Consider the following 18,076-nt stretch of genomic DNA (forward strand, 5'->3'; position numbering starts at 1 on the left):
CCTTACCATGATCAAAAATTATACAATGCCAGAACTTAGTTATATTATGACTAATGTTACGGGTGAAGAAATTGGTTACGATCCCGTTACCGTAAAAAAATTTGCTGAAATTTACGCTGCTGAGGGTGACGGAAACGAACTTGCTTCTATGTACCAAGCAGCTGCAATGGGCTTGATGAACCAAGTCACTGACGACTTTGCGCATATCACTGGACATCAACCAACAGATATGAAAGAATTCCTTATAAAAAACTACTAAATGTTTACTCTTCCCCTTGGTATTGGACAAATTCATGCAATGCACGAGTTATTTAAAACAAACCCACGTCTTGCTGCCCTTGTCCTTCTTTTGATTATGGGAATTGCTATTTACTATAAATTTCATCGTTAAATGCAAAATGGACAATCTTATCAACGAATTTTTGTAGTGATAATTGATTCATTAGGGATTGGAGCAACGGCTGATGCCAATCATTTTGAGAGTTTAGGGGCTGACACACTAGGACACCTTGGGGAACATTTTCGAGTACGGCTACAACTACCGACTTTTCAGAAAATGGGTCTTGGCAACTTACACCCGATTATGGGGATGTCTTCGCTTGAAAAGCTTCACGCTGCTTATGGTCAAATGAGTTCAATTTCAACGGGCCTGAGTAATCGCGAGAGCCAGTGGGAGATGATGGGCTTAGCAACGACCGCTGAACCTGACGTTTTTATTGATGGTGTGCCGTTGAAAATAGCGACTAATTTTGCGCGAAAAGCAAAGCGCCCTCTTTTAAGCAATTCCTTAATGAATATTCGTACTGCGTTGAAAGATTATGGCCTTGAACAATTGGCAACAGGTGGTCTGCTAGTAGCGACGGCTAGTTCTTCAAGTGTTTGGTTAATTGCGCATGAACAGACTATTTCGGTTGGCGAATTAAAAGAAGATTGTCAGATTTTGCGAAAAATGTTGGATAATTCCCCATATACTATCGAAAATGTGAATGGCCTTCTTTTTAGTGGGAACCAGGCGGCTAATTTTTATCCCCAAGAACTTTATAGATTTCCTTTAGCTCCAGCAAGTCCAACGGTTATTGATTGTCTCTTGGAAGAGGGTTATGCTGTGAAGTTAATCGGGAAAAGTACCCAGTTCTTTGGTTTGGACCATAATGAAATAACCGGGAATAATCAAGAGAGCTTTGTTCAGTTGCAAGAACTGATCGAGAAAAAGTTTACAGGTATTTGTATAGCAGAAGTGGGAGAGATAGAGCAATTTGGTAAAGCACGTAATCCTGAAGGCTTTGGAACGGAATTAATGCGGATTGACCACGAACTTACAAAAGTCATCGATAAAATGCAAGATGATGATTTACTGATTGTGACGGGGAACTTCGGGAATGATCCTACTTATCCTGGTGAAAAACATACTCGTGAATATGTACCCTTACTTATAACAGCCCCGCAAATTAAACAAAATATTTCTCTTGGTGGCAGAAGTTTTAGCGATATTGGGGCAACAATTCTTGATAATTATGATTTAGGAGATAAGTTGCCAGTTGGTAATAGTTTTTTAAGAAAATTATTTTCTGCATATAGATAAATGAAAAAACTATCTAATAAGCAAAAATTAATCATCATCCTAGTAATTGCAGCAATCGCAGTCGTGCTCCAATTTGGATTTCATTTACAACTTTTTGCTCAAATTCTGGTTACTGTTGTCGGCGCAATTGTTGCTTTTTCAATGTTTATTGGCATGTTAAAAACTATCCGTAGCGGTAAATATGGCGTTGATCTGCTTGCCATTATGGCTGTCGTCGCAACGCTAGCTGTTAGCGAATACTGGGCAGCGATGGTTATTCTTGTAATGTTAACCGGAGGAGATGCCTTAGAAGATTATGCTGCCAAAAAAGCAAGCACCGAATTAAAAGCATTACTTAATAATTCACCGCAAACGGCGCATTTAATCACCAATGGCAAAACCAGCGACATCCCAGTTAACGATGTCAAAGTTGGTGACCAGCTTATCGTTAAGCCTGGAGAATTAGTACCAGTCGATGGAATCATTAAAAATGGTGAGGGATTGTTCGACGAATCGTCATTAACTGGTGAATCACGACCAGTTTCCAAAACAGCTGGTGACGAAGTGATGTCAGGATCAGTTAATGGTGATAATGCCATTACTTTACAGGTCACCAAACTAGCCAAAGATAGCCAATATCAGCAACTCGTTAAATTGGTTAAGGAGGCTGAATCGACTCCTGCCCACTTTGTTCGATTAGCCGACCGATACGCTGTTCCATTTACGATTATTGCTATTATTATCTCTTCACTTGCATGGGTATTTTCCGGTCGTCCCGAACGATTTGCGGAAGTTCTCGTTGTTGCTTCACCATGTCCGTTAATCCTCGCAGCTCCCGTGGCAATGGTTTCTGGAATGAGCCGAGCTTCACGAAATGGAATTGTTGTCAAAACAGGGAGTGTACTGGAAAAACTAGCAGTTGCTAAAACTGGTGCATTTGATAAAACAGGAACTATTACAAGTGGTCAATTGACCGTTGATAAAATCCTCCCTACAGGAAAAATAGACTCAACGCAGCTCCTCCATTACGCTGCAAGTGCTGAACAACAATCATCACATATCCTAGCACGCTCACTGCTTTCTTATGCCACTGCATATAATGTTTCCTTATCAACCGTTGATCAACTTAAAGAATTAACTGGTAAAGGAATTTTAGCAACTGTTGATGGGCGGGAAGTTAAAGTAGGAAAATTAAAATTCGTATCTCCTGAAAATCTTGACCAGATGTTAGCAGCAACAGCTATCTATGTGAGCGTAGATGGGCAATACTATGGTGCAATTACTTTTACCGACCATATTCGTCCTGAAGCAAAGCAAACAATGAACCGGTTAAAACGGCTTGGTGTTACCAATCTATTAATGTTAACGGGAGACCAAGCTGTCATTGCAGATAAAGTTGCCCGACAAGTCGGGATCACGCAGGTTAAAGCCGACCTTCTTCCACAAGATAAAATCAATGCACTTAAAGCCATTCCAACAAATGAACATCCTGTTTTCATGGTTGGCGACGGCGTAAATGACGCACCTTCTCTTGTGACAGCCGATGTTGGAATTGCGATGGGAGCTCACGGATCAACCGCTGCTAGTGAATCAGCTGCCGTTGTTATCCTAAAAGATGACCTTTCGCGAGTCGCAAAAGCCGTTAGCATTTCTCAGGAAACTCTGCGGATTGCAAAACAGGCGGTCCTAATCGGAATTGCAATCTGTACTATCCTAATGCTTATCGCTAGCACCGGAATCATTCCGGCCTTTTTCGGCGCCATGTTACAGGAAATAATTGATACTGTCTCTATCTTATGGGCACTAAAAGCACGGAAAATGACAGACTAAGTGAACGAGATAAATTTCATTTTTCGACTGCTTAAGCGGATATTTATAATAGGACTTTTAGTAGGTGGAGGATGGCTTTATTTCAATGATGCACAAGTTCAAGCAACGGCGAACCAAACTGCATGGAACGTTCGTGATCGCATTGCTAAGTTAATTGGCAGAGACGATACAAGCTCAAACGATAATTCTAATCTGCACTTAAACGATACAAACAATGGCTCTTCCAAAAGTGACCAAGAACCAACGACAGAACAACAAACAAGTACACAAACTTCAATTCCATCTACTGGACGATGGGCGACTAATCAAGCAACGGTCTATGTAAATACAAATAATGCTCAACTTGACGCAGCTACTAATACTGCAATTCAAAGCTGGAATCAGACTGGGGCGTTTACGTTCAAACCAGTAAATAATCAAAGTAAAGCAGATATCGTTGTTACAACAATGAACCGTTCTGATTCAAATGCTGCTGGGTTAACGAAGACGTCCTCGAATTCGTTGACAAGGAGATTTATGCATGCAACGGTGTACTTAAATACATATTATTTAACTGACCCAAGTTATGGCTATAGTCAGGAACGAATTGTTAATACAGCCGAGCACGAACTGGGGCATGCGATTGGACTTGATCATACCAATGCTGTTTCGGTAATGCAGCCTGCTGGATCATTCTATACGATCCAACCAGATGATGTGCAAGCAGTTCAAAAACTATATACTAATAATAAATAAATGCCAAAAGATGGGATGTCGGTAGTTCACTTTAGTTCTTTTGCGCCGGTGACAGAGATGATTTTACAGTCGTTGCCAGCCGTGAAGGACAAAGAGGACCAGAAAGCGCCGGCCATTAAAAACTTTGATCAATTACGTCAACGATTAAATAGTCATGCGCGATTCCTTATTTTGGACCTTGAGTTTTTTCAGGATCAGCAGAAGCATCGAAATGGCGTTGCTCAGATTGCGGGGAAGATATTTGAAACACAAAACAGCTTTAATTACTACCTCTATGCCCAGAATATGTCTGCTGAGCGACAATTGGCCTTTTTGCGACAATATGACCTCCGCCTTTCAGAAGTAAACGGATATGAGGTTAGACAGATTTTTAACCGGATTTTTCATTTCATTGCGGTAGAGCGGCCTGACTATATTGTAAGCTGGGATAATGGAACTGACTTTGAATCATTGAATTATGAAGCAAATCGATTAAAGATTAGGAAAGAGGACCGTCCCTGGCGTACGATTCAGTCGTTAGATCTGGAAAAGCTAGTCGCTAAAGAAGTATGGAAAAGTAAAAGTGGGATCAGTCTGGAAAAGATGTGTCGTTTATTGCACCTTCCCCGGGTTAAATATCATCAAGCCCAAAATGATGTGATGGCGATTGAACAGATCTTGAAATTTTATGCTTGTGATTTAGAGCGTGAATTAAATTGTCGCTGAATGAAAGCTGCACACTTAGTAGAACACTCCCAAAAAGCAAATGAAAAGAAGCAAGTTATTCAAGAGACCAAGTTTATCGACATTTTAAGCAAGGTTGCAACAGTCGTAGCTATTTTGATGTATGTATCTTACATTTCACAGATTAAGAATAATTTGGCCGGAAATTACGGTGCTCCTTTACAACCATTAGTGGCAGCGCTTAACTGTACGTTATGGTGCATTTATGCTTACTTCAAGCAGCAACGTGATTGGCCAGTCTTCTGGGCAAATTTCCCTGGTATTATCTTTGGCTTAATCACTTTTATCACATGTTTACACTAGATGAAAACAGTCAAAAATATTATCATTGGTTTTGGGAAGGGCGGAAAAACGCTTGCGAAGTTTCTCGCTCAACATGGAGAACAAGTTCTTGTTATTGAAAAATCGAAGCAAATGTATGGAGGAACCTGCATTAATATTGCTTGTCTCCCTTCCAAACGGCTAATTATTGAAGCTGCTCATGGAACCTCATTTGAAGACGCGGTCGATGGAAAAAATGTAATGACATCCCAACTCCGACAAAAAAATTATCAAATGCTAGCAAGCGAAGAAAATATCACTGTCTTAGATGGAACTGCTCATTTTACTGGTAACCACACGATTGACGTGCAAACGCCAGATGGGCAAACTCTTTCCTACAAGGGTGAACGTATTTTTATCAATACTGGTGCAACACCAACCATCCCTGATATTCCTGGATTGAAGAGTAGTCCATTTCTCATGAATTCTACCCAAGCAATGGAGCAGCCTAAGTTACCACGTGAACTCGTGATTATCGGTGGCGGTTATATTGGTCTTGAATTTGCAAATATGTTCACTTCCTTTGGTTCACACGTCACGGTTCTTGATCACCATCAGACTTTACTACCACGTGAAGATGATGATGTGGCAGAAATGGTAATTCAAAACTTTAAGGATAACGGGGTTCGCTTTGAAGTTGGGGTTGATATTAAGGCAATTAGCGAACAAGATGAGCAAGCTGCAATTACTTTTGCTAGAGCTGATAATCGTGAAACAACTATTTTCGCTGATAAAATTTTAGTGGCAACCGGCCGGAAGCCTGCAACGGCGGACCTTGATTTACAAAACACAGATATTAAGGTCGCTAAAAACGGCGCGATTGTTGTCGATGACCTCCTCCATACTAGCGTTCCTAATGTGTGGGTAATCGGGGATGTTAAAGGTGGTCCCCAATTTACTTACATCTCGCTTGACGACTTCCGAATTATTAAAGATGAATTATTCGGTAATAAAGAACGGCGAGTTAGTGATCGTTTAATTGTCCCAACCAATGTTTTTATTGAACCTTCCCTTGCACAAGTCGGTTTAACGGAAAAAGAGGCGCAAAAACAAGGGAAAGATTACCTACTCTTTAAGATGCCTGCTGCCGCAATTCCAAAAGCAAAAGTATTGAAGGATACCCGTGGGCTGCTTAAGGTATTAGTCGATCCACAAACGAACTTAATTATTGGGGCTACCCTTTATGTCCAGGAAGCGCAAGAAATTATCAACATGATTGTTCTTGCAATGCGGGCAAAACTCCCCTATCAAATGCTTCGGGACCAAATCTATACCCACCCAACAATTAGTGAATCATTTAATGATTTATTTAAACAACCAGTAAATAAAAAAGAATGAATGCATATTATGGCAAAAGGAAAGGTAAAAACTAGTGATAAGCGTTCAGTTCGGGATGTTAAATTAGATGAATTGGCTGGCTTACTAAATGAATTTGATGTCAATACGATAGGAGCACTAGTAAAGTCTCTAAAGAAGAGTTAAATGGACAATTCAGTGCTGCAAGATGCAATTTTGAATGGACTTATTAGTACTCAATATCAAGGTAATACGCTGTTAGGTCCGCAATTATTAACCAACAACCAATCATCGACAATTTGGCAAACGTTACGGCACGAATTACTGTCATGTAAAGACTTTACGTGGTCAGTTGCCTTTATTACGTTAGATATGTTAGTCCCCTTTAAGGCAGTGATGGCTGACTTAGCACAGCAAGGAGTACACGGGACCATCATTACCAGTAATTACTTGAATTTTAATCACCCCGCGATGTTTGAAGAATTGCAAAAAATTCCTAATTTAACGGTCAGAATTGCTGATCTTAATGGATTTCATACTAAGGGGTATTTATTTGATCATGGGAAATATCAGACCGTAATTATTGGGAGTGCTAATTTTACACGGTCTGCTTTATTAGTTAATAAGGAGTGGAATTTAAAATTAAGTTCCCGCCAAGAAGGAAGCTTTTTTCAACAACTAACGACGGAATTGGATACTGTTAAACATGAGAGTACTGTTCTAACGTCAGAGTGGATTGCGGAGTATCGCAAGAATTGGCAACCACCAAAGACTAGGGTGACGCAACCAGAAAAATTAAAACCAATTGAACCTAATCAAATGCAACAGGCCGCTTTAGGACAATTAAGCACTCTGATAAAAACTGGCGCTAAGAAAGGATTGGTCGTTTCAGCAACGGGAACTGGAAAAACATATCTGGGAGCATTTGCAGTTAAAAAATATCAGCCGCGCCGTTTCTTATATATCGTTCATCGAGAACAAATTGCCAAAAAATCGTTAGCTAGTTTTCGACGAGTTATCGGCGGCAAAAAAACTGATTATGGGTTATTGACAGGTAATCGCCATGATTGGAATGCTAAATATTTATTTGCAACTGTCCAAACACTAAGCCAACAAGCAGTACTGAATAAGCTCAAAGCTACCGAATTTGACTACATTTTGATCGATGAGGCCCATCGTGCAGCAGCACCTAGTTATCAACGAATTTTAAACCACTTTATGCCGCAATTTTGGTTGGGGATGACTGCAACCCCTGAACGAATGGACAATCAAGACGTATTTAAACTGTTTGATTATCATTTAGCCTATGAAATTCGGCTGAAAGATGCATTGGCTGCTAAAATGTTAGCACCATTCCATTACGTGGGGGTTACCGATTATGAAGTTGATGGAGAAGTTATTACTGAGACTTCTAAGTTAAACCAATTGATTGCTGTAAAACGGGTTAATTATGTTCTTAACCAATTAGACTATTATGGATATTGTGGCGATCAGCCCCGTGGATTAGTATTTTGTAGTCGGCAGGCAGAGGCAAAAGAATTGGCAGTCCAATTTGCCGCGGCTAACCATCCTGCAATTGCATTGACAAATCAAAGTAGTAGTCAAGAGCGAGCAAAGGCAGTTGAGCAATTAGAGGCAGGAAAGATTGAGTATATCATTACCGTCGATCTTTTTAATGAAGGGGTCGACATCCCATCAGTAAATCAGATTGTAATGATGCGTAATACCCAATCACCAATTGTGTTTATTCAACAACTAGGGCGCGGCTTGCGTAAATATCCTGGTAAAGATTTTGTGACAGTTATTGATTTTATTGGAAATTACCAACATAATTACATGATTCCTCTTGCTCTTAACCAGGATAATAGTCGAAGTAAGGATCAAGCGCGCCGTGAAGTTAAGGTGCCAACGAATTTTGACGTTTCAACCATTAACTTTACGAAGGTTGCCGAAGAACAAATTTTAGCCTCCCTCGATAAAGTTAAATTGGACTCGATGCGTGAATTGCGACAGGCATACCATGATTTAACTAACCAACTAGGGAGAACACCATTGCTGGATGACTTTTATCGTTATGGTTCTGTTGATCCCCGAGTATTTGCGCAAAATTCCCAGCTCAACCATTATGGTGACTTTTTAGAAAAGATGGGGATAGAACTTAAATTAACAAATTATGAGCGTCAAGTACTAGCCTTTTTAACTAAAGAGTTGCTTAACGGTAAACGGCCACATGAATTGATTCTCCTTCAACGCTTACTTCGCGGTACGTGTTTAATTGATGCTTTTAAAGCAGAATTAAAGCATCAAAATATTCGCGTTACGCCAGCTGTTTTACAATCAGTTGACGATATTTTAAGTTTGCAATTCTTTAATGTAAAAGCTGGTAAACAGGTAAAAAAGGATCAGTATGGCGGACAGCCGATTATTGATCATCCAGATTTGTTAACGTATCAGTTAAATTCAAAAATTCGAGCAGGACTAGAAAGTCACAATGATTTCAAGAGGCTGTTTATAGATGTACTAACAACGGGACTTGAAATCGCTAAGCAATATGACCTCAAGCAAGCATTTACCCTTTATCAGCAATATGACCGCAAAGATGTTTGTCGTTTATTAAATTGGCCCCTCGATGTAAGTGCGCCGTTATATGGGTATCGAGTGGCAGAAGATGTGTGTCCAATTTTCATTACCTACCATAAGGATGTGGAAGAAAAAAGAAGTGCTATTTATAATAATCAACTACAAGATGGACGTTCATTGCGCTGGTACACACGGACACCTCGGCATCTTTCATCTGATGAGGTCCAGCGGTTGCTTGCAGGAGTAAAAGAGGGTAAGCCGCAAGTAAAATTACACTTATTTGTAAAACAGAGTGATGCAGTTGGCAAAGAATTTTATTATTTAGGTCCTGCTTATATTCAACCGGACTCCGTAAGAGAAGAATTGGTTGGACCAAAGAAAAAAGCGGCAGTGGGGATGGATTTAGTTTTAGAACATCCATTGACCTCAACTATGATGAACCTATTGGCAATGTAAATGAAAAAAGATTATCTCCAGTTCTATCAGCATATTACAGCACCTTTTTATCGACACCCATGGACAATTCCTTTATTACGGGCGGTTAATAAATTTGTTGTGTGGACTATGTACGTTGCTTACATCGTTATATTAGTGTGGGTAGGGAAAAATAATGTCTTGAAAGCAGGACCTTTTCTGCTTATTCCCGGTATTGGCTTTATCCTGCTTTCTTTTATTCGCCAACGGATTGACGCGCCACGACCATACGAAAAATTTCCGATTAACCCCTTAATTCTACGTCAAAAAACTGGTGATTCATTGCCCAGTCGTCATGTTTTTTCGGCGACTATTATTGCGATGTGTGGGTTAAGGTTAAATTTGATTTTAGGAGTGATTTTACTCGTTTTAGCTGTTGTTTCTGCCATTACGAGAGTGATTGGCGGAGTTCATTTTCCTCGTGATGTGGTTGTCGGGTTTATTTGTGGCTTTATTTGTGGTTCGTTTTTATTTCTTGTCTAAATGAAAAACGTACAAATTGGTGGAACAAGTTGGAAAGTATCGAACGTTGCATTAGGTATTATGCGGATGGGGACGTTAGCAGTGACTAAAGCGATTGATGCCTTAGAATCCGCCCACGATGCTGGAATAAACTTTATTGATTCAGCTGATATTTATGGCAACGACCCACAGTTAGGACGTGGATCTTCGGAAATCCATTTTGGTGAAGCATTAAAGAAAAGCAGTCTTACCCGTGATGACTTTTACATTCAATCAAAAGGAGGACTTTTTGCGAACGCGGATAATAAAATAACGCGGTATGATTCGTCAAAGAAGCATTTAATCGCTGCTGTTGATGGAATTTTGCAACGGATGGGGATTGATTATCTTGATTCATTTTTGATTCATCGTCCAGACCCTTTAATGGAGCCCGCAGAGATAGCAGAGGCCTTTGACCAACTTCAAGCATCTGGGAAAGTCCGCCATTTTGGAGTATCAAATTTTAACCCGCAACAAATTGCGCTCCTTCAAGCGGCGACAAATCAACGACTTTTGATTGACCAGGTACAGTTTGGCTTAAAGCATACGGGGATGATTGATTTTGGCCTGCATACAAATATGACTGATGATGCTGCAATCAATCATGACGGGGGATTATTAGAATATACGCGTCGTAAACAGATGACGATTCAAACATGGTCGCCTTTCCAGTACGGTACATTTGCAGGGACGTTTATTAATAATGATCAATTCCCTGAGTTAAACGCAATGTTAGAAACTCTTGCGCAAAAATATAAGGTAAGTAAAAATGCAATTGCCGTTGCATGGATTTTACGTCACCCTGCGCATATGCAAGTGTTGCTTGGTACCATGACGCCAGCTCATATTATTGACAGTGCTAAGGGGAGCGATATTACATTGACGAGCCAAGAATGGTATGATCTATATCTTGCGGCCGGGAATGATTTACCATAAGCGGTATTGGTGAAGTTTGGTTAACACACCGGTTTGTGGGTCCGGCACGCGTGGGTTCGAATCCCACATACCGCCATGCGAAAACCCTTTATTGCTGCTAATTGGAAGATGCATAAGAATGTCCAGGAATCGGTTGAATTTGTGGACGCAATTAAAGGAAAACTGCCAGATCCGCAAGAAGTTGAAGTCGGAATTGCGGCCCAAGCTTTTGCATTACCGAGTATGGTTCATGCTGCTGATGATTCAGGATTAAAGATAATCGCGCAAAACGCGGCAGCTGAATATTCGGGAGCTTTCACTGGTGAGATTAGCTTACGAGGTTTAGCTGATGCCGGTGTTTCATACGTAATGTTAGGGCATATTGAACGGCGCCATTTATTCCATGAGGATAATGAGTTGGTTAATCGAAAAGTGTTGGCGGCCCTTCAAATGGGTGTTACCCCGATAATCTGTACGGATGAAACGATGGTTCAAAAAGAAGTCAACGGAGAGATTCATTACGTTTTCCAACAATTAATGAGTGTATTGAGGGGCGTTTCTCTTGACCAAATAAAAAATGTAGTTGTTTCCTATGAACCAAGTTGGGCAGTTGGATATGGTCAGCATGCTAATCCAGTTCTTGCTGAAGAAGGATGCCGTCAAATTCGGCGAACGATTGCTGATAACTATACTTATGAGATTGCTGATAAGATCAGGATTCTTTATGGGGGCAGTGTCAATCCAGATAATATCGGAATGATTATGAACAAGCCGGATGTGGATGGAGTATTAATCGGTCGGGCAAGTTTAGATGTTGATAATTTCTTGCGAATGGTCAATTATCTTAAAAATGATCAAGAAAAATAAATGAAAAAAATATATAAATTAGCGGCTAATTTTAGCCATATTTTACGTTTATGTACAATCGGCGCACTAGCAATTCTAGGGATTTTATTAACTATTATCTTATTTACGGAAACTTTTTCGCTGATTCCCCTTATGCAAGATGGAATACGGATCATGTTATTTTTAAGATTTTGGATCGTGTTATTGTCTTTTTTCTTTTCATTTATGACAATGATAATTGCCGCGCTAAAACATCATGGCCGAATTGCGGTCGATTTCCTATTAAGCTTAGGAATTATGGCTTTAATCCGGGGACTAATTGCCGCCCACGGTCAGCCTTATGAAATTCTTACTAATTCGATTGCCATTTTATTGTTAATCATCGGCATGGTAATATTGAAACACTTTATGAAATAGATGAAGAACGCATACTTAATTCATGGTACGTCTACCCGTGATGATGACTGGTTTCCATGGCTCGAAGAAGAAGCAAAACCAGTAATTACCCTTGATCGGATATGGCTACCAAATCCCTTTAATCCCCAACAAGCTGAATGGGATCAAGCGGTTGACGACCAAATTCATCCCCAAGATAACCTCATCCTTGTTGCCCATAGTTTAGGATGTATTACCGCCCTTCGTTATATTGAACATCATCATGTTAAAGATGCACGACTTTTACTTGTGGGAGCATTTGACAAAGAATTACCAGCTTATCCTGAATTAGATGAGTTTATGAAAGATCGGCCTCATTATGAGCATATACTCCCTAAACTTGCTAAAGCTACCGTTATAACAGCCAAAGATGACCCAATCGCTCCTTATCAAAATAGCATTGCGGTCGCTAATAAAATTAGAGCAAAACTCATAGTTAAAGAAAAAGGCGGCCACTTTTTGACTAGTGACGGCTTCACAAAATTTTCTCTAGCCTTAAAAGAATTAAACAGATTAGCTAAATAGATGATGTCAATTATGAGTAATATGATCGCTGTAGTAAGTTTTATGGGACTGATTATTGCAACATGCGCCCACGTAATTAATAACCGGGCCTAGATGACTAAATTTAAAAGACATACAGCCGAAGAAATGAATAACTGGGAAAAAACGCAAGCAAATGAACTAGCAAAGATTCGAGCTTCCCAACACCATTTAATCTATAACTTGGTTGCTTATGTTGTTATTTCAATTATCGAGTACTGGTTAGCTGAAATAAGTAAATCGCAGACGTTACGAGCCGATGCCTTTAACAACCTTTCGGGAATTATCTCGACCTTTTTATTGATGATGGGCTTACACATTGCCCAGGATGTGGATGATGATGATATCATCGGCGCACAGCTGCCTTCGGGAAATTATCAAGCGCACATGGGATCTGACCAGCGAGTACAATTCGTTCGTTGGCGTTATGAGACAATTTTTTCCCTTGTCACAGCGGTCGTTATGGTTGCGATTGCCTTAAGCGTTATCATTGATGGCATTAAAAGTCTCCTCAATCCTGCAAGTCGGGTGGTTCCCCAACCAGTCGCATTGATTGGGGCCGGAATCGCGTCAGTTATTATGTTAGTTGTTTGGTATATGAATCGCCAAACAGGGCTTAAATTAAAAAACGCCGCGTTGCTTGCTTCTGCCCAAGATAGCCTGAGTGATGCTTTCACCAGTATTGGAACTTTGATTTCAATTGGCGGTGCTCTCCTCTTTAACCTTCGTTGGCTTGATGGTGCTACCAGTATTGTCGTTGGTTTCTTCATTCTGTATTCTGGACTAAAAATTTTCTTTGAAAGCAGTCTTAACTTAACCGACTACTTTGATCCGCGGGCTGAACGGGAATACCGCCAAACAATCACCAATATTCCACACGTTGTAAAAGTTGTCGAACTAAAAGCTCACTATAACGGAAATGTGGTCACGCTTGATGCTTCCGTGATGGTTAACGCTAAAATGACGATCCTCAAAAGTTTCCAATTATCAGAGCACATCGAAAATGTAATGCGAGAAAAATTTGGAATAATTGACACTGATATTTCTTTTGTCCCCGACCCTCATTCATTTTCTGATAAGGATATTTCTGGCGAATTTTAAATGAAAACTATTAACAAATCAAAAAATAGTCCTGAGCCAGTGATTGGTTTTAGTGAAAGTTTACTTATTCTTGGCGTTATTTTATGCATCTTAGGCTACCCTATTATTTTTAAGCATCAAGAACCGCAAGCCCCATTATTTATTTCATTTGTTTTGCTTGCTGTTTACGGGCGAATTCGTGGATTTAAATGGGATACCGTGATGGGGGGAATGCGTCATGGTTTGCGAGCCGGTGTTGACCCTCTCATTATCTTTCTTTCTATCGGCGTCTTAATTGCCACCTGGATTTTCTCAGGAACTATTCCAACAATTATGTACTTTGGGTTTGAGATTATTTCTGTAAAGTTCTTCTTACCAACAGTTTTTATTGTTTGTACCCTTGTTGGGGTTGCTTGTGGAAGTTCATTTACTACTGTATCAACAATGGGAATCGCCTTTATTGGCATTGGCGCAACTCTTAAAATTAACCCCGGTTTAACTGCGGGGGTAATTGTTTCAGGAGCCTTTTGTGGTTCGAATATTTCCCCGCTTTCAGGAACAACAAACCTTGCCGCCAGTGTTGGTGAAATTAGTATCTACAAGCATATTAAATCCCTGCTCACCACCGATATTCCTGCCTGGGCAATTTGTCTTATTCTTTACACTTTCTTAGGGTTAAACTCCAAAAATGTTAGTTTAGGCGCCGTTCACCAAATGATGGCCGGGCTACAAAGTGGGTTCTGGATCTCTGGATGGGCTCTTCTCCCAGTTCTGCTCCTAATCGTATTAGCCATTTTCCAAGTTCCTGCTATCCCTTCCCTTGGTCTGGGCTCACTCTTCGCGGTCGTACTTGGCTGGATTCATGCACCTAAAACCAGCCTTACGACGATTACTAATACCATCATGACTGGTTACGTCTCCCATACCGGTGATAAAACAATCGATACATTGCTTTCTAAAGGCGGTATCTCTAGTATGCTTACTTCTCTAGCCTTAATTATCTTTGCGCTTGCTTTAGGTGGCTTATTGATCAAGTTCAATATTATTAGCGCTATCATCAATCACTTAACTGGGATTGTAAAGACACCTGGTCGGTTAACATTCTCCACAGCTCTTACTTGTATTGGGGTTAACCTCCTTGTTGGGGAACACTACCTTGCAATTATTCTTCCCGGGCAATCATTTCTCCCATCATTTGACAAATTAGGCTTAAAGCGGGTTGATTTAACCCGGATTCTCAATGATGCAGGAGCCGCAGTCAACGCAATTGTCCCATGGAGTGTTTCTGGGGTATTCATCGCTAGTACCTTACAAATCAATCCATTAAGTTTCATTCCTTGGGCATTTTTCCCATTCCTCGTTACGATCCTAACTATCATTGCAGGAATGCTCGTGAAAGTCTCAGTCAAAAGCCCTGCTGCAAACTTAGCAACTGAATAAGTGCGTGGAAATGTTTATGATGTTTCTGAAGTTCCAGAATGGAAAGGCGCAGAAATCCACGGTAATGTTTTCGGCCATGATTTATCAGATGTCACCTATCAACAAGCAGCCAAAAAGTGTTCACCGGTTTCAAAACTTCCAATTATTGGAAAATTAGTTGACTAAATGATAAGAGTTGGAATAATTGGTGCTTCTGGAATGGCAGGCAGTGCAATCTATAAATTAGCATCGACGAAAAAAGATTTGAATGTAACTGGAATTGTTCGAAATGAGAGTAAGGCCAGAAAGATCCTTGGTGATGATGCCAATTTGATCAGTGGTGATATTTTTGCCTTAAGTGATAGTTTGTTGTCGCGGTTTGATGTAATTGTTGATGCATATGGTACTAGTCCAGAGAATGCGGATCGGCAAGTAAGACTGGCTGAGAAATTAGTAGTTTTAGCCCGGAAACATAAAATCCGGTTAATTTTCATCCTCGGTGCCGGAAGCCTTAAAACTGGTAAGGATAAGCATCTATTTGTTGATGATATTGAAAAGATGTCTGGTGCTGAGACATGGATTAATACACCCCGCCAGCAGTTAAAAGAATTACAGTATCTTGAAACTATTTCTGATATTGACTGGCTAGGAATTTCACCATCGGCAGTATTTGAAGCTGGGGTTGCGACTAATTATATTCTTGGTCAGGATGAATTATTATTTAATGAACAAAATGAATCAAAGGTAACTGCAGGAACAATGGCAAAGTTAGTGGTCAATGAAATTTTAGCACCACGCCACCATCGTGAACGAATTACCGTTGTTGATGCAGAATAGATGAATACAGCAACCTTAGAAGCACTTCAAAATTGGCTTCATGGACGTGGCTATACATTAGAACAAGTAGACGCACAACTAATTCTTAAATATCATGGACAAGAACGAGCAGTCATTACGCCACCTGATCGCTATCAAGTGAAAGACCTTGACCTGAATTTTAATGACTGGGTTGAGTTCAATAAGTGCATTCGCAATATTCGCCATTCTTTAGCTAGTAACGAATAGATGCAGACAGTTGTTATTAGTGGTGGAACCTCTGGGATTGGTCTTGCCACTGCTGACATTTTTCTTAAAAATGGATGGAATACGGTACTTATCGGTCGTGATACCGAAAAGGGGATGCAAGTTAAACAACAATTAGGCGAAACGTATTCCCCGACACAAGTTGCTTTTATTCAAGCCGATATTAGTAAATCAAGTGAGGTTGAACATGCTAAGCAAATAACCCTCAGTAAATTTAAAACCGTTGATGCGGTTATCAATAATGCAGGAATCGTTATTCACGGCGAGGTTCATGAAACCAGTGAAGAAGATTGGGATAAAATCTTTGATGTTGATGTTAAGGGAACTTTCCTCGTTAGCAAAGCCTTCTTACCAACAATGATTGAACAAGATCATGGTAGTATCGTTAATATTTCCTCTGTCTCAGGAATGGCTGGTGATCGAGCAATGGTTGCTTATAATGCCGCCAAGGGAGCGATTATTAACATGACTCGGGCAATGGCAATTGATTACGGTAAAAATAATATTCGCGTAAATGTTGTTGCACCCGGTCCGACTAATACCCCGCTTTTTCACCAAGATAAACAAAAATTCGCAAAAAACAGTCCATTAAATCGGATTGTTGAACCCGAAGAAGTCGCCGCTGCAATTTATTTTGTGGCTAGCCCAGCTGCTAGTGCAATCACGGGAGAAGTAATTCCTGTAACAGCCGGCTTTGAAATCTCAACTGGACAACCAATGTAACCTAAATTTCAAGAATAAGTTAGCCACTGGACTCAAATAAATAATACTGACCAATTGATTATTGGTTGATGGAGCTGTGATATCTCTTGGTAGAAGGCCTTACGATAGATATCCATTGACGAATGTCCATTAAACATAGCTCGTGGATAGTGATTCATCCAATCATTAGTCGCTATGATCTGAGCACTACTATAGTTATTTATAGCTTCACCTTTGGTAATCTCCTTGCGGAGAAACCGGTTATTGATCTCATTGGATCCACGTTCCCAAGGGGAATACGGATCAGCATAGAAAACATGATCGTGAACTTGTGTTAACTCACTAAATTCTGAACCGTTGTCAGAGGTTATTGTCTTAAAGATGCGATAGTAAGCATCTGTGCCCATTTTCTGGCGTAAATTTATAAAGAACTGATTTACTGCAGCAGTAAATCAGTTCTTTATAAATTTACGCCAGAAAATGGGCACAGATGCTTACTATCGCATCTTTAAGACAATAACCTCTGACAACGGTTCAGAATTTAGTGAGTTAACACAAGTTCACGATCATGTTTTCTATGCTGATCCGTATTCCCCTTGGGAACGTGGATCCAATGAGATCAATAACCGGTTTCTCCGCAAGGAGATTACCAAAGGTGAAGCTATAAATAACTATAGTAGTGCTCAGATCATAGCGACTAATGATTGGATGAATCACTATCCACGAGCTATGTTTAATGGACATTCGTCAATGGATATCTATCGTAAGGCCTTCTACCAAGAGATATCACAGCTCCATCAACCAATAATCAATTGGTCAGTATTATTTATTTGATGTTCAGCTTCAAATAAACTGCCTGATTTCACCAAATTCTGCTCGATTTCTGTTAAAATATCCATGAGGAAAGACCTGCCTTTGCTTAGTATTCGACACACTAAAGGCTACTGGTCTTTTCTTTTTTTGTAAATAAGTAAATTGGTCTACAAAAAAGATTTCCACGACCAGATGAATTATTCATCCAACCTATGAAAA

The 18,076-nt window shown here is 40.1% G+C and carries 21 protein-coding genes, 1 tRNA gene and 2 pseudogenes; 23 read left to right on the plus strand and 1 reads right to left on the minus strand.

The genetic code is table 11. The annotated features are described in order from the left end of the window. Positions 1 to 7 precede the first annotated feature (7 nt). The 22 genes from HHK02_RS13100 (at position 8) to HHK02_RS03910 (ending at position 17,065) form a co-directional block, all read left to right on the plus strand. Positions 8 to 259, plus strand: coding sequence for a Rossmann-fold NAD(P)-binding domain-containing protein (locus HHK02_RS13100; RefSeq protein ID WP_414601689.1), 252 nt, complete (start codon positions 8 to 10; stop codon positions 257 to 259). Next, on the plus strand, positions 260 to 391 hold the full coding sequence (locus tag HHK02_RS12865; RefSeq protein WP_003667147.1) for a hypothetical protein: 132 nt from the start codon (positions 260 to 262) through the stop codon (positions 389 to 391). Further along, positions 392 to 1,582, plus strand: a complete 1,191-nt coding sequence (locus HHK02_RS03815; protein ID WP_107690511.1) for a phosphopentomutase — start codon at positions 392 to 394, stop codon at positions 1,580 to 1,582. It abuts the gene before it with no gap. Next, positions 1,583 to 3,391, plus strand: a complete 1,809-nt coding sequence (locus HHK02_RS03820) for a heavy metal translocating P-type ATPase (protein ID WP_181462780.1) — start codon at positions 1,583 to 1,585, stop codon at positions 3,389 to 3,391. Then, positions 3,392 to 4,126, plus strand: coding sequence for a M57 family metalloprotease (locus tag HHK02_RS03825; protein ID WP_078009274.1), 735 nt, complete (start codon positions 3,392 to 3,394; stop codon positions 4,124 to 4,126). It begins immediately after the preceding gene. Then, positions 4,127 to 4,831: a hypothetical protein gene (locus HHK02_RS03830; RefSeq protein ID WP_107690514.1), complete on the plus strand. Its 705-nt coding sequence runs from the start codon at positions 4,127 to 4,129 to the stop codon at positions 4,829 to 4,831. Continuing rightward, positions 4,832 to 5,152 (plus strand): hypothetical protein, encoded by a 321-nt coding sequence (locus HHK02_RS03835; RefSeq protein WP_003671366.1) that lies wholly within the window; start codon positions 4,832 to 4,834, stop codon positions 5,150 to 5,152. After that, complete coding sequence (locus HHK02_RS03840) at positions 5,153 to 6,508, plus strand: FAD-dependent oxidoreductase (protein ID WP_107690515.1); 1,356 nt, start codon at positions 5,153 to 5,155, stop codon at positions 6,506 to 6,508. It begins immediately after the preceding gene. Beyond that, complete coding sequence (locus HHK02_RS03845) at positions 6,509 to 6,652, plus strand: hypothetical protein (RefSeq protein ID WP_003671368.1); 144 nt, start codon at positions 6,509 to 6,511, stop codon at positions 6,650 to 6,652. It abuts the gene before it with no gap. Further along, positions 6,653 to 9,502 carry a DUF3427 domain-containing protein gene (locus HHK02_RS03850; protein WP_181462781.1) on the plus strand — a complete coding sequence of 950 codons (2,850 nt, stop codon included), beginning with the start codon at positions 6,653 to 6,655 and terminating at the stop codon, positions 9,500 to 9,502. Next, positions 9,503 to 10,003: a phosphatase PAP2 family protein gene (locus tag HHK02_RS03855; protein ID WP_181462782.1), complete on the plus strand. Its 501-nt coding sequence runs from the start codon at positions 9,503 to 9,505 to the stop codon at positions 10,001 to 10,003. It abuts the gene before it with no gap. After that, the gene (locus HHK02_RS03860) at positions 10,004 to 10,957 is read left to right on the plus strand and encodes an aldo/keto reductase (protein WP_152709406.1); all 954 of its coding nucleotides are present in this window, start codon (positions 10,004 to 10,006) and stop codon (positions 10,955 to 10,957) included. It begins immediately after the preceding gene. Further along, positions 10,958 to 11,032 (plus strand) — tRNA-His (locus tag HHK02_RS03865). Then, positions 11,033 to 11,803: a triose-phosphate isomerase gene (gene tpiA / locus HHK02_RS03870; protein WP_019252844.1), complete on the plus strand. Its 771-nt coding sequence runs from the start codon at positions 11,033 to 11,035 to the stop codon at positions 11,801 to 11,803. It begins immediately after the preceding tRNA gene. Then, positions 11,804 to 12,199 (plus strand): phosphate-starvation-inducible PsiE family protein, encoded by a 396-nt coding sequence (locus HHK02_RS03875; protein ID WP_231124900.1) that lies wholly within the window; start codon positions 11,804 to 11,806, stop codon positions 12,197 to 12,199. Continuing rightward, a complete protein-coding gene (locus tag HHK02_RS03880; RefSeq protein WP_152699704.1) occupies positions 12,200 to 12,742 on the plus strand; it encodes an RBBP9/YdeN family alpha/beta hydrolase in 543 nt (180 codons plus the stop codon). Between the two features lie 93 nt (positions 12,743 to 12,835). Next, positions 12,836 to 13,861, plus strand: coding sequence for a cation diffusion facilitator family transporter (locus HHK02_RS03885; protein ID WP_181462783.1), 1,026 nt, complete (start codon positions 12,836 to 12,838; stop codon positions 13,859 to 13,861). Beyond that, positions 13,862 to 15,280, plus strand: a complete 1,419-nt coding sequence (locus HHK02_RS03890; protein WP_003671381.1) for a Na+/H+ antiporter NhaC family protein — start codon at positions 13,862 to 13,864, stop codon at positions 15,278 to 15,280. It begins immediately after the preceding gene. Further along, complete coding sequence (locus tag HHK02_RS03895) at positions 15,281 to 15,445, plus strand: cytochrome b5-like heme/steroid binding domain-containing protein (protein ID WP_225429505.1); 165 nt, start codon at positions 15,281 to 15,283, stop codon at positions 15,443 to 15,445. Then, on the plus strand, positions 15,446 to 16,096 hold the full coding sequence (locus tag HHK02_RS03900) for an NAD(P)-dependent oxidoreductase (protein ID WP_181462784.1): 651 nt from the start codon (positions 15,446 to 15,448) through the stop codon (positions 16,094 to 16,096). It abuts the gene before it with no gap. Beyond that, entirely contained in the window at positions 16,097 to 16,324 is a 228-nt protein-coding gene (locus HHK02_RS03905; protein WP_078009279.1) for a hypothetical protein, read from the plus strand. Continuing rightward, a complete protein-coding gene (locus HHK02_RS03910; RefSeq protein ID WP_181462785.1) occupies positions 16,325 to 17,065 on the plus strand; it encodes an SDR family NAD(P)-dependent oxidoreductase in 741 nt (246 codons plus the stop codon). 32 nt (positions 17,066 to 17,097) lie between these two features. On the opposite strand, the pseudogene HHK02_RS03915 reads toward HHK02_RS03910, so the two are convergent. Beyond that, a pseudogene (locus HHK02_RS03915) lies at positions 17,098 to 17,487 on the minus strand (IS30 family transposase); the annotation flags it as partial. 1 nt (position 17,488) lies between these two features. On the opposite strand from HHK02_RS03915, the pseudogene HHK02_RS03920 reads away from it, so the two are divergent. After that, positions 17,489 to 17,878, plus strand: a pseudogene (locus HHK02_RS03920) (IS30 family transposase); the annotation flags it as partial. Positions 17,879 to 18,076 lie beyond the last annotated feature (198 nt).

This window comes from Limosilactobacillus reuteri (assembly GCF_013694365.1).
Lineage (GTDB): Bacteria > Bacillota > Bacilli > Lactobacillales > Lactobacillaceae > Limosilactobacillus > Limosilactobacillus reuteri_E.

What these genes read in the sequence shown, in the direction of transcription:
- HHK02_RS03910 (WP_181462785.1), top strand. Translation starts at nt 16,325, where the DNA reads ATGCAGACAGTTGTTATTAGTGGTGGAACCTCTGGGATTGGTCTTGCC.
- HHK02_RS13100 (WP_414601689.1), top strand. Translation starts at nt 8, where the DNA reads ATGATCAAAAATTATACAATGCCAGAACTTAGTTATATTATGACTAAT.
- HHK02_RS03900 (WP_181462784.1), top strand. Translation starts at nt 15,446, where the DNA reads ATGATAAGAGTTGGAATAATTGGTGCTTCTGGAATGGCAGGCAGTGCA.
- HHK02_RS03875 (WP_231124900.1), top strand. Translation starts at nt 11,804, where the DNA reads ATGAAAAAAATATATAAATTAGCGGCTAATTTTAGCCATATTTTACGT.
- HHK02_RS03905 (WP_078009279.1), top strand. Translation starts at nt 16,097, where the DNA reads ATGAATACAGCAACCTTAGAAGCACTTCAAAATTGGCTTCATGGACGT.
- HHK02_RS03820 (WP_181462780.1), top strand. Translation starts at nt 1,583, where the DNA reads ATGAAAAAACTATCTAATAAGCAAAAATTAATCATCATCCTAGTAATT.
- HHK02_RS03885 (WP_181462783.1), top strand. Translation starts at nt 12,836, where the DNA reads ATGACTAAATTTAAAAGACATACAGCCGAAGAAATGAATAACTGGGAA.
- HHK02_RS03890 (WP_003671381.1), top strand. Translation starts at nt 13,862, where the DNA reads ATGAAAACTATTAACAAATCAAAAAATAGTCCTGAGCCAGTGATTGGT.
- HHK02_RS12865 (WP_003667147.1), top strand. Translation starts at nt 260, where the DNA reads ATGTTTACTCTTCCCCTTGGTATTGGACAAATTCATGCAATGCACGAG.
- HHK02_RS03855 (WP_181462782.1), top strand. Translation starts at nt 9,503, where the DNA reads ATGAAAAAAGATTATCTCCAGTTCTATCAGCATATTACAGCACCTTTT.
- HHK02_RS03815 (WP_107690511.1), top strand. Translation starts at nt 392, where the DNA reads ATGCAAAATGGACAATCTTATCAACGAATTTTTGTAGTGATAATTGAT.
- HHK02_RS03850 (WP_181462781.1), top strand. Translation starts at nt 6,653, where the DNA reads ATGGACAATTCAGTGCTGCAAGATGCAATTTTGAATGGACTTATTAGT.
- tpiA (WP_019252844.1), top strand. Translation starts at nt 11,033, where the DNA reads ATGCGAAAACCCTTTATTGCTGCTAATTGGAAGATGCATAAGAATGTC.
- HHK02_RS03880 (WP_152699704.1), top strand. Translation starts at nt 12,200, where the DNA reads ATGAAGAACGCATACTTAATTCATGGTACGTCTACCCGTGATGATGAC.
- HHK02_RS03845 (WP_003671368.1), top strand. Translation starts at nt 6,509, where the DNA reads ATGCATATTATGGCAAAAGGAAAGGTAAAAACTAGTGATAAGCGTTCA.
- HHK02_RS03830 (WP_107690514.1), top strand. Translation starts at nt 4,127, where the DNA reads ATGCCAAAAGATGGGATGTCGGTAGTTCACTTTAGTTCTTTTGCGCCG.
- HHK02_RS03840 (WP_107690515.1), top strand. Translation starts at nt 5,153, where the DNA reads ATGAAAACAGTCAAAAATATTATCATTGGTTTTGGGAAGGGCGGAAAA.
- HHK02_RS03860 (WP_152709406.1), top strand. Translation starts at nt 10,004, where the DNA reads ATGAAAAACGTACAAATTGGTGGAACAAGTTGGAAAGTATCGAACGTT.
- HHK02_RS03835 (WP_003671366.1), top strand. Translation starts at nt 4,832, where the DNA reads ATGAAAGCTGCACACTTAGTAGAACACTCCCAAAAAGCAAATGAAAAG.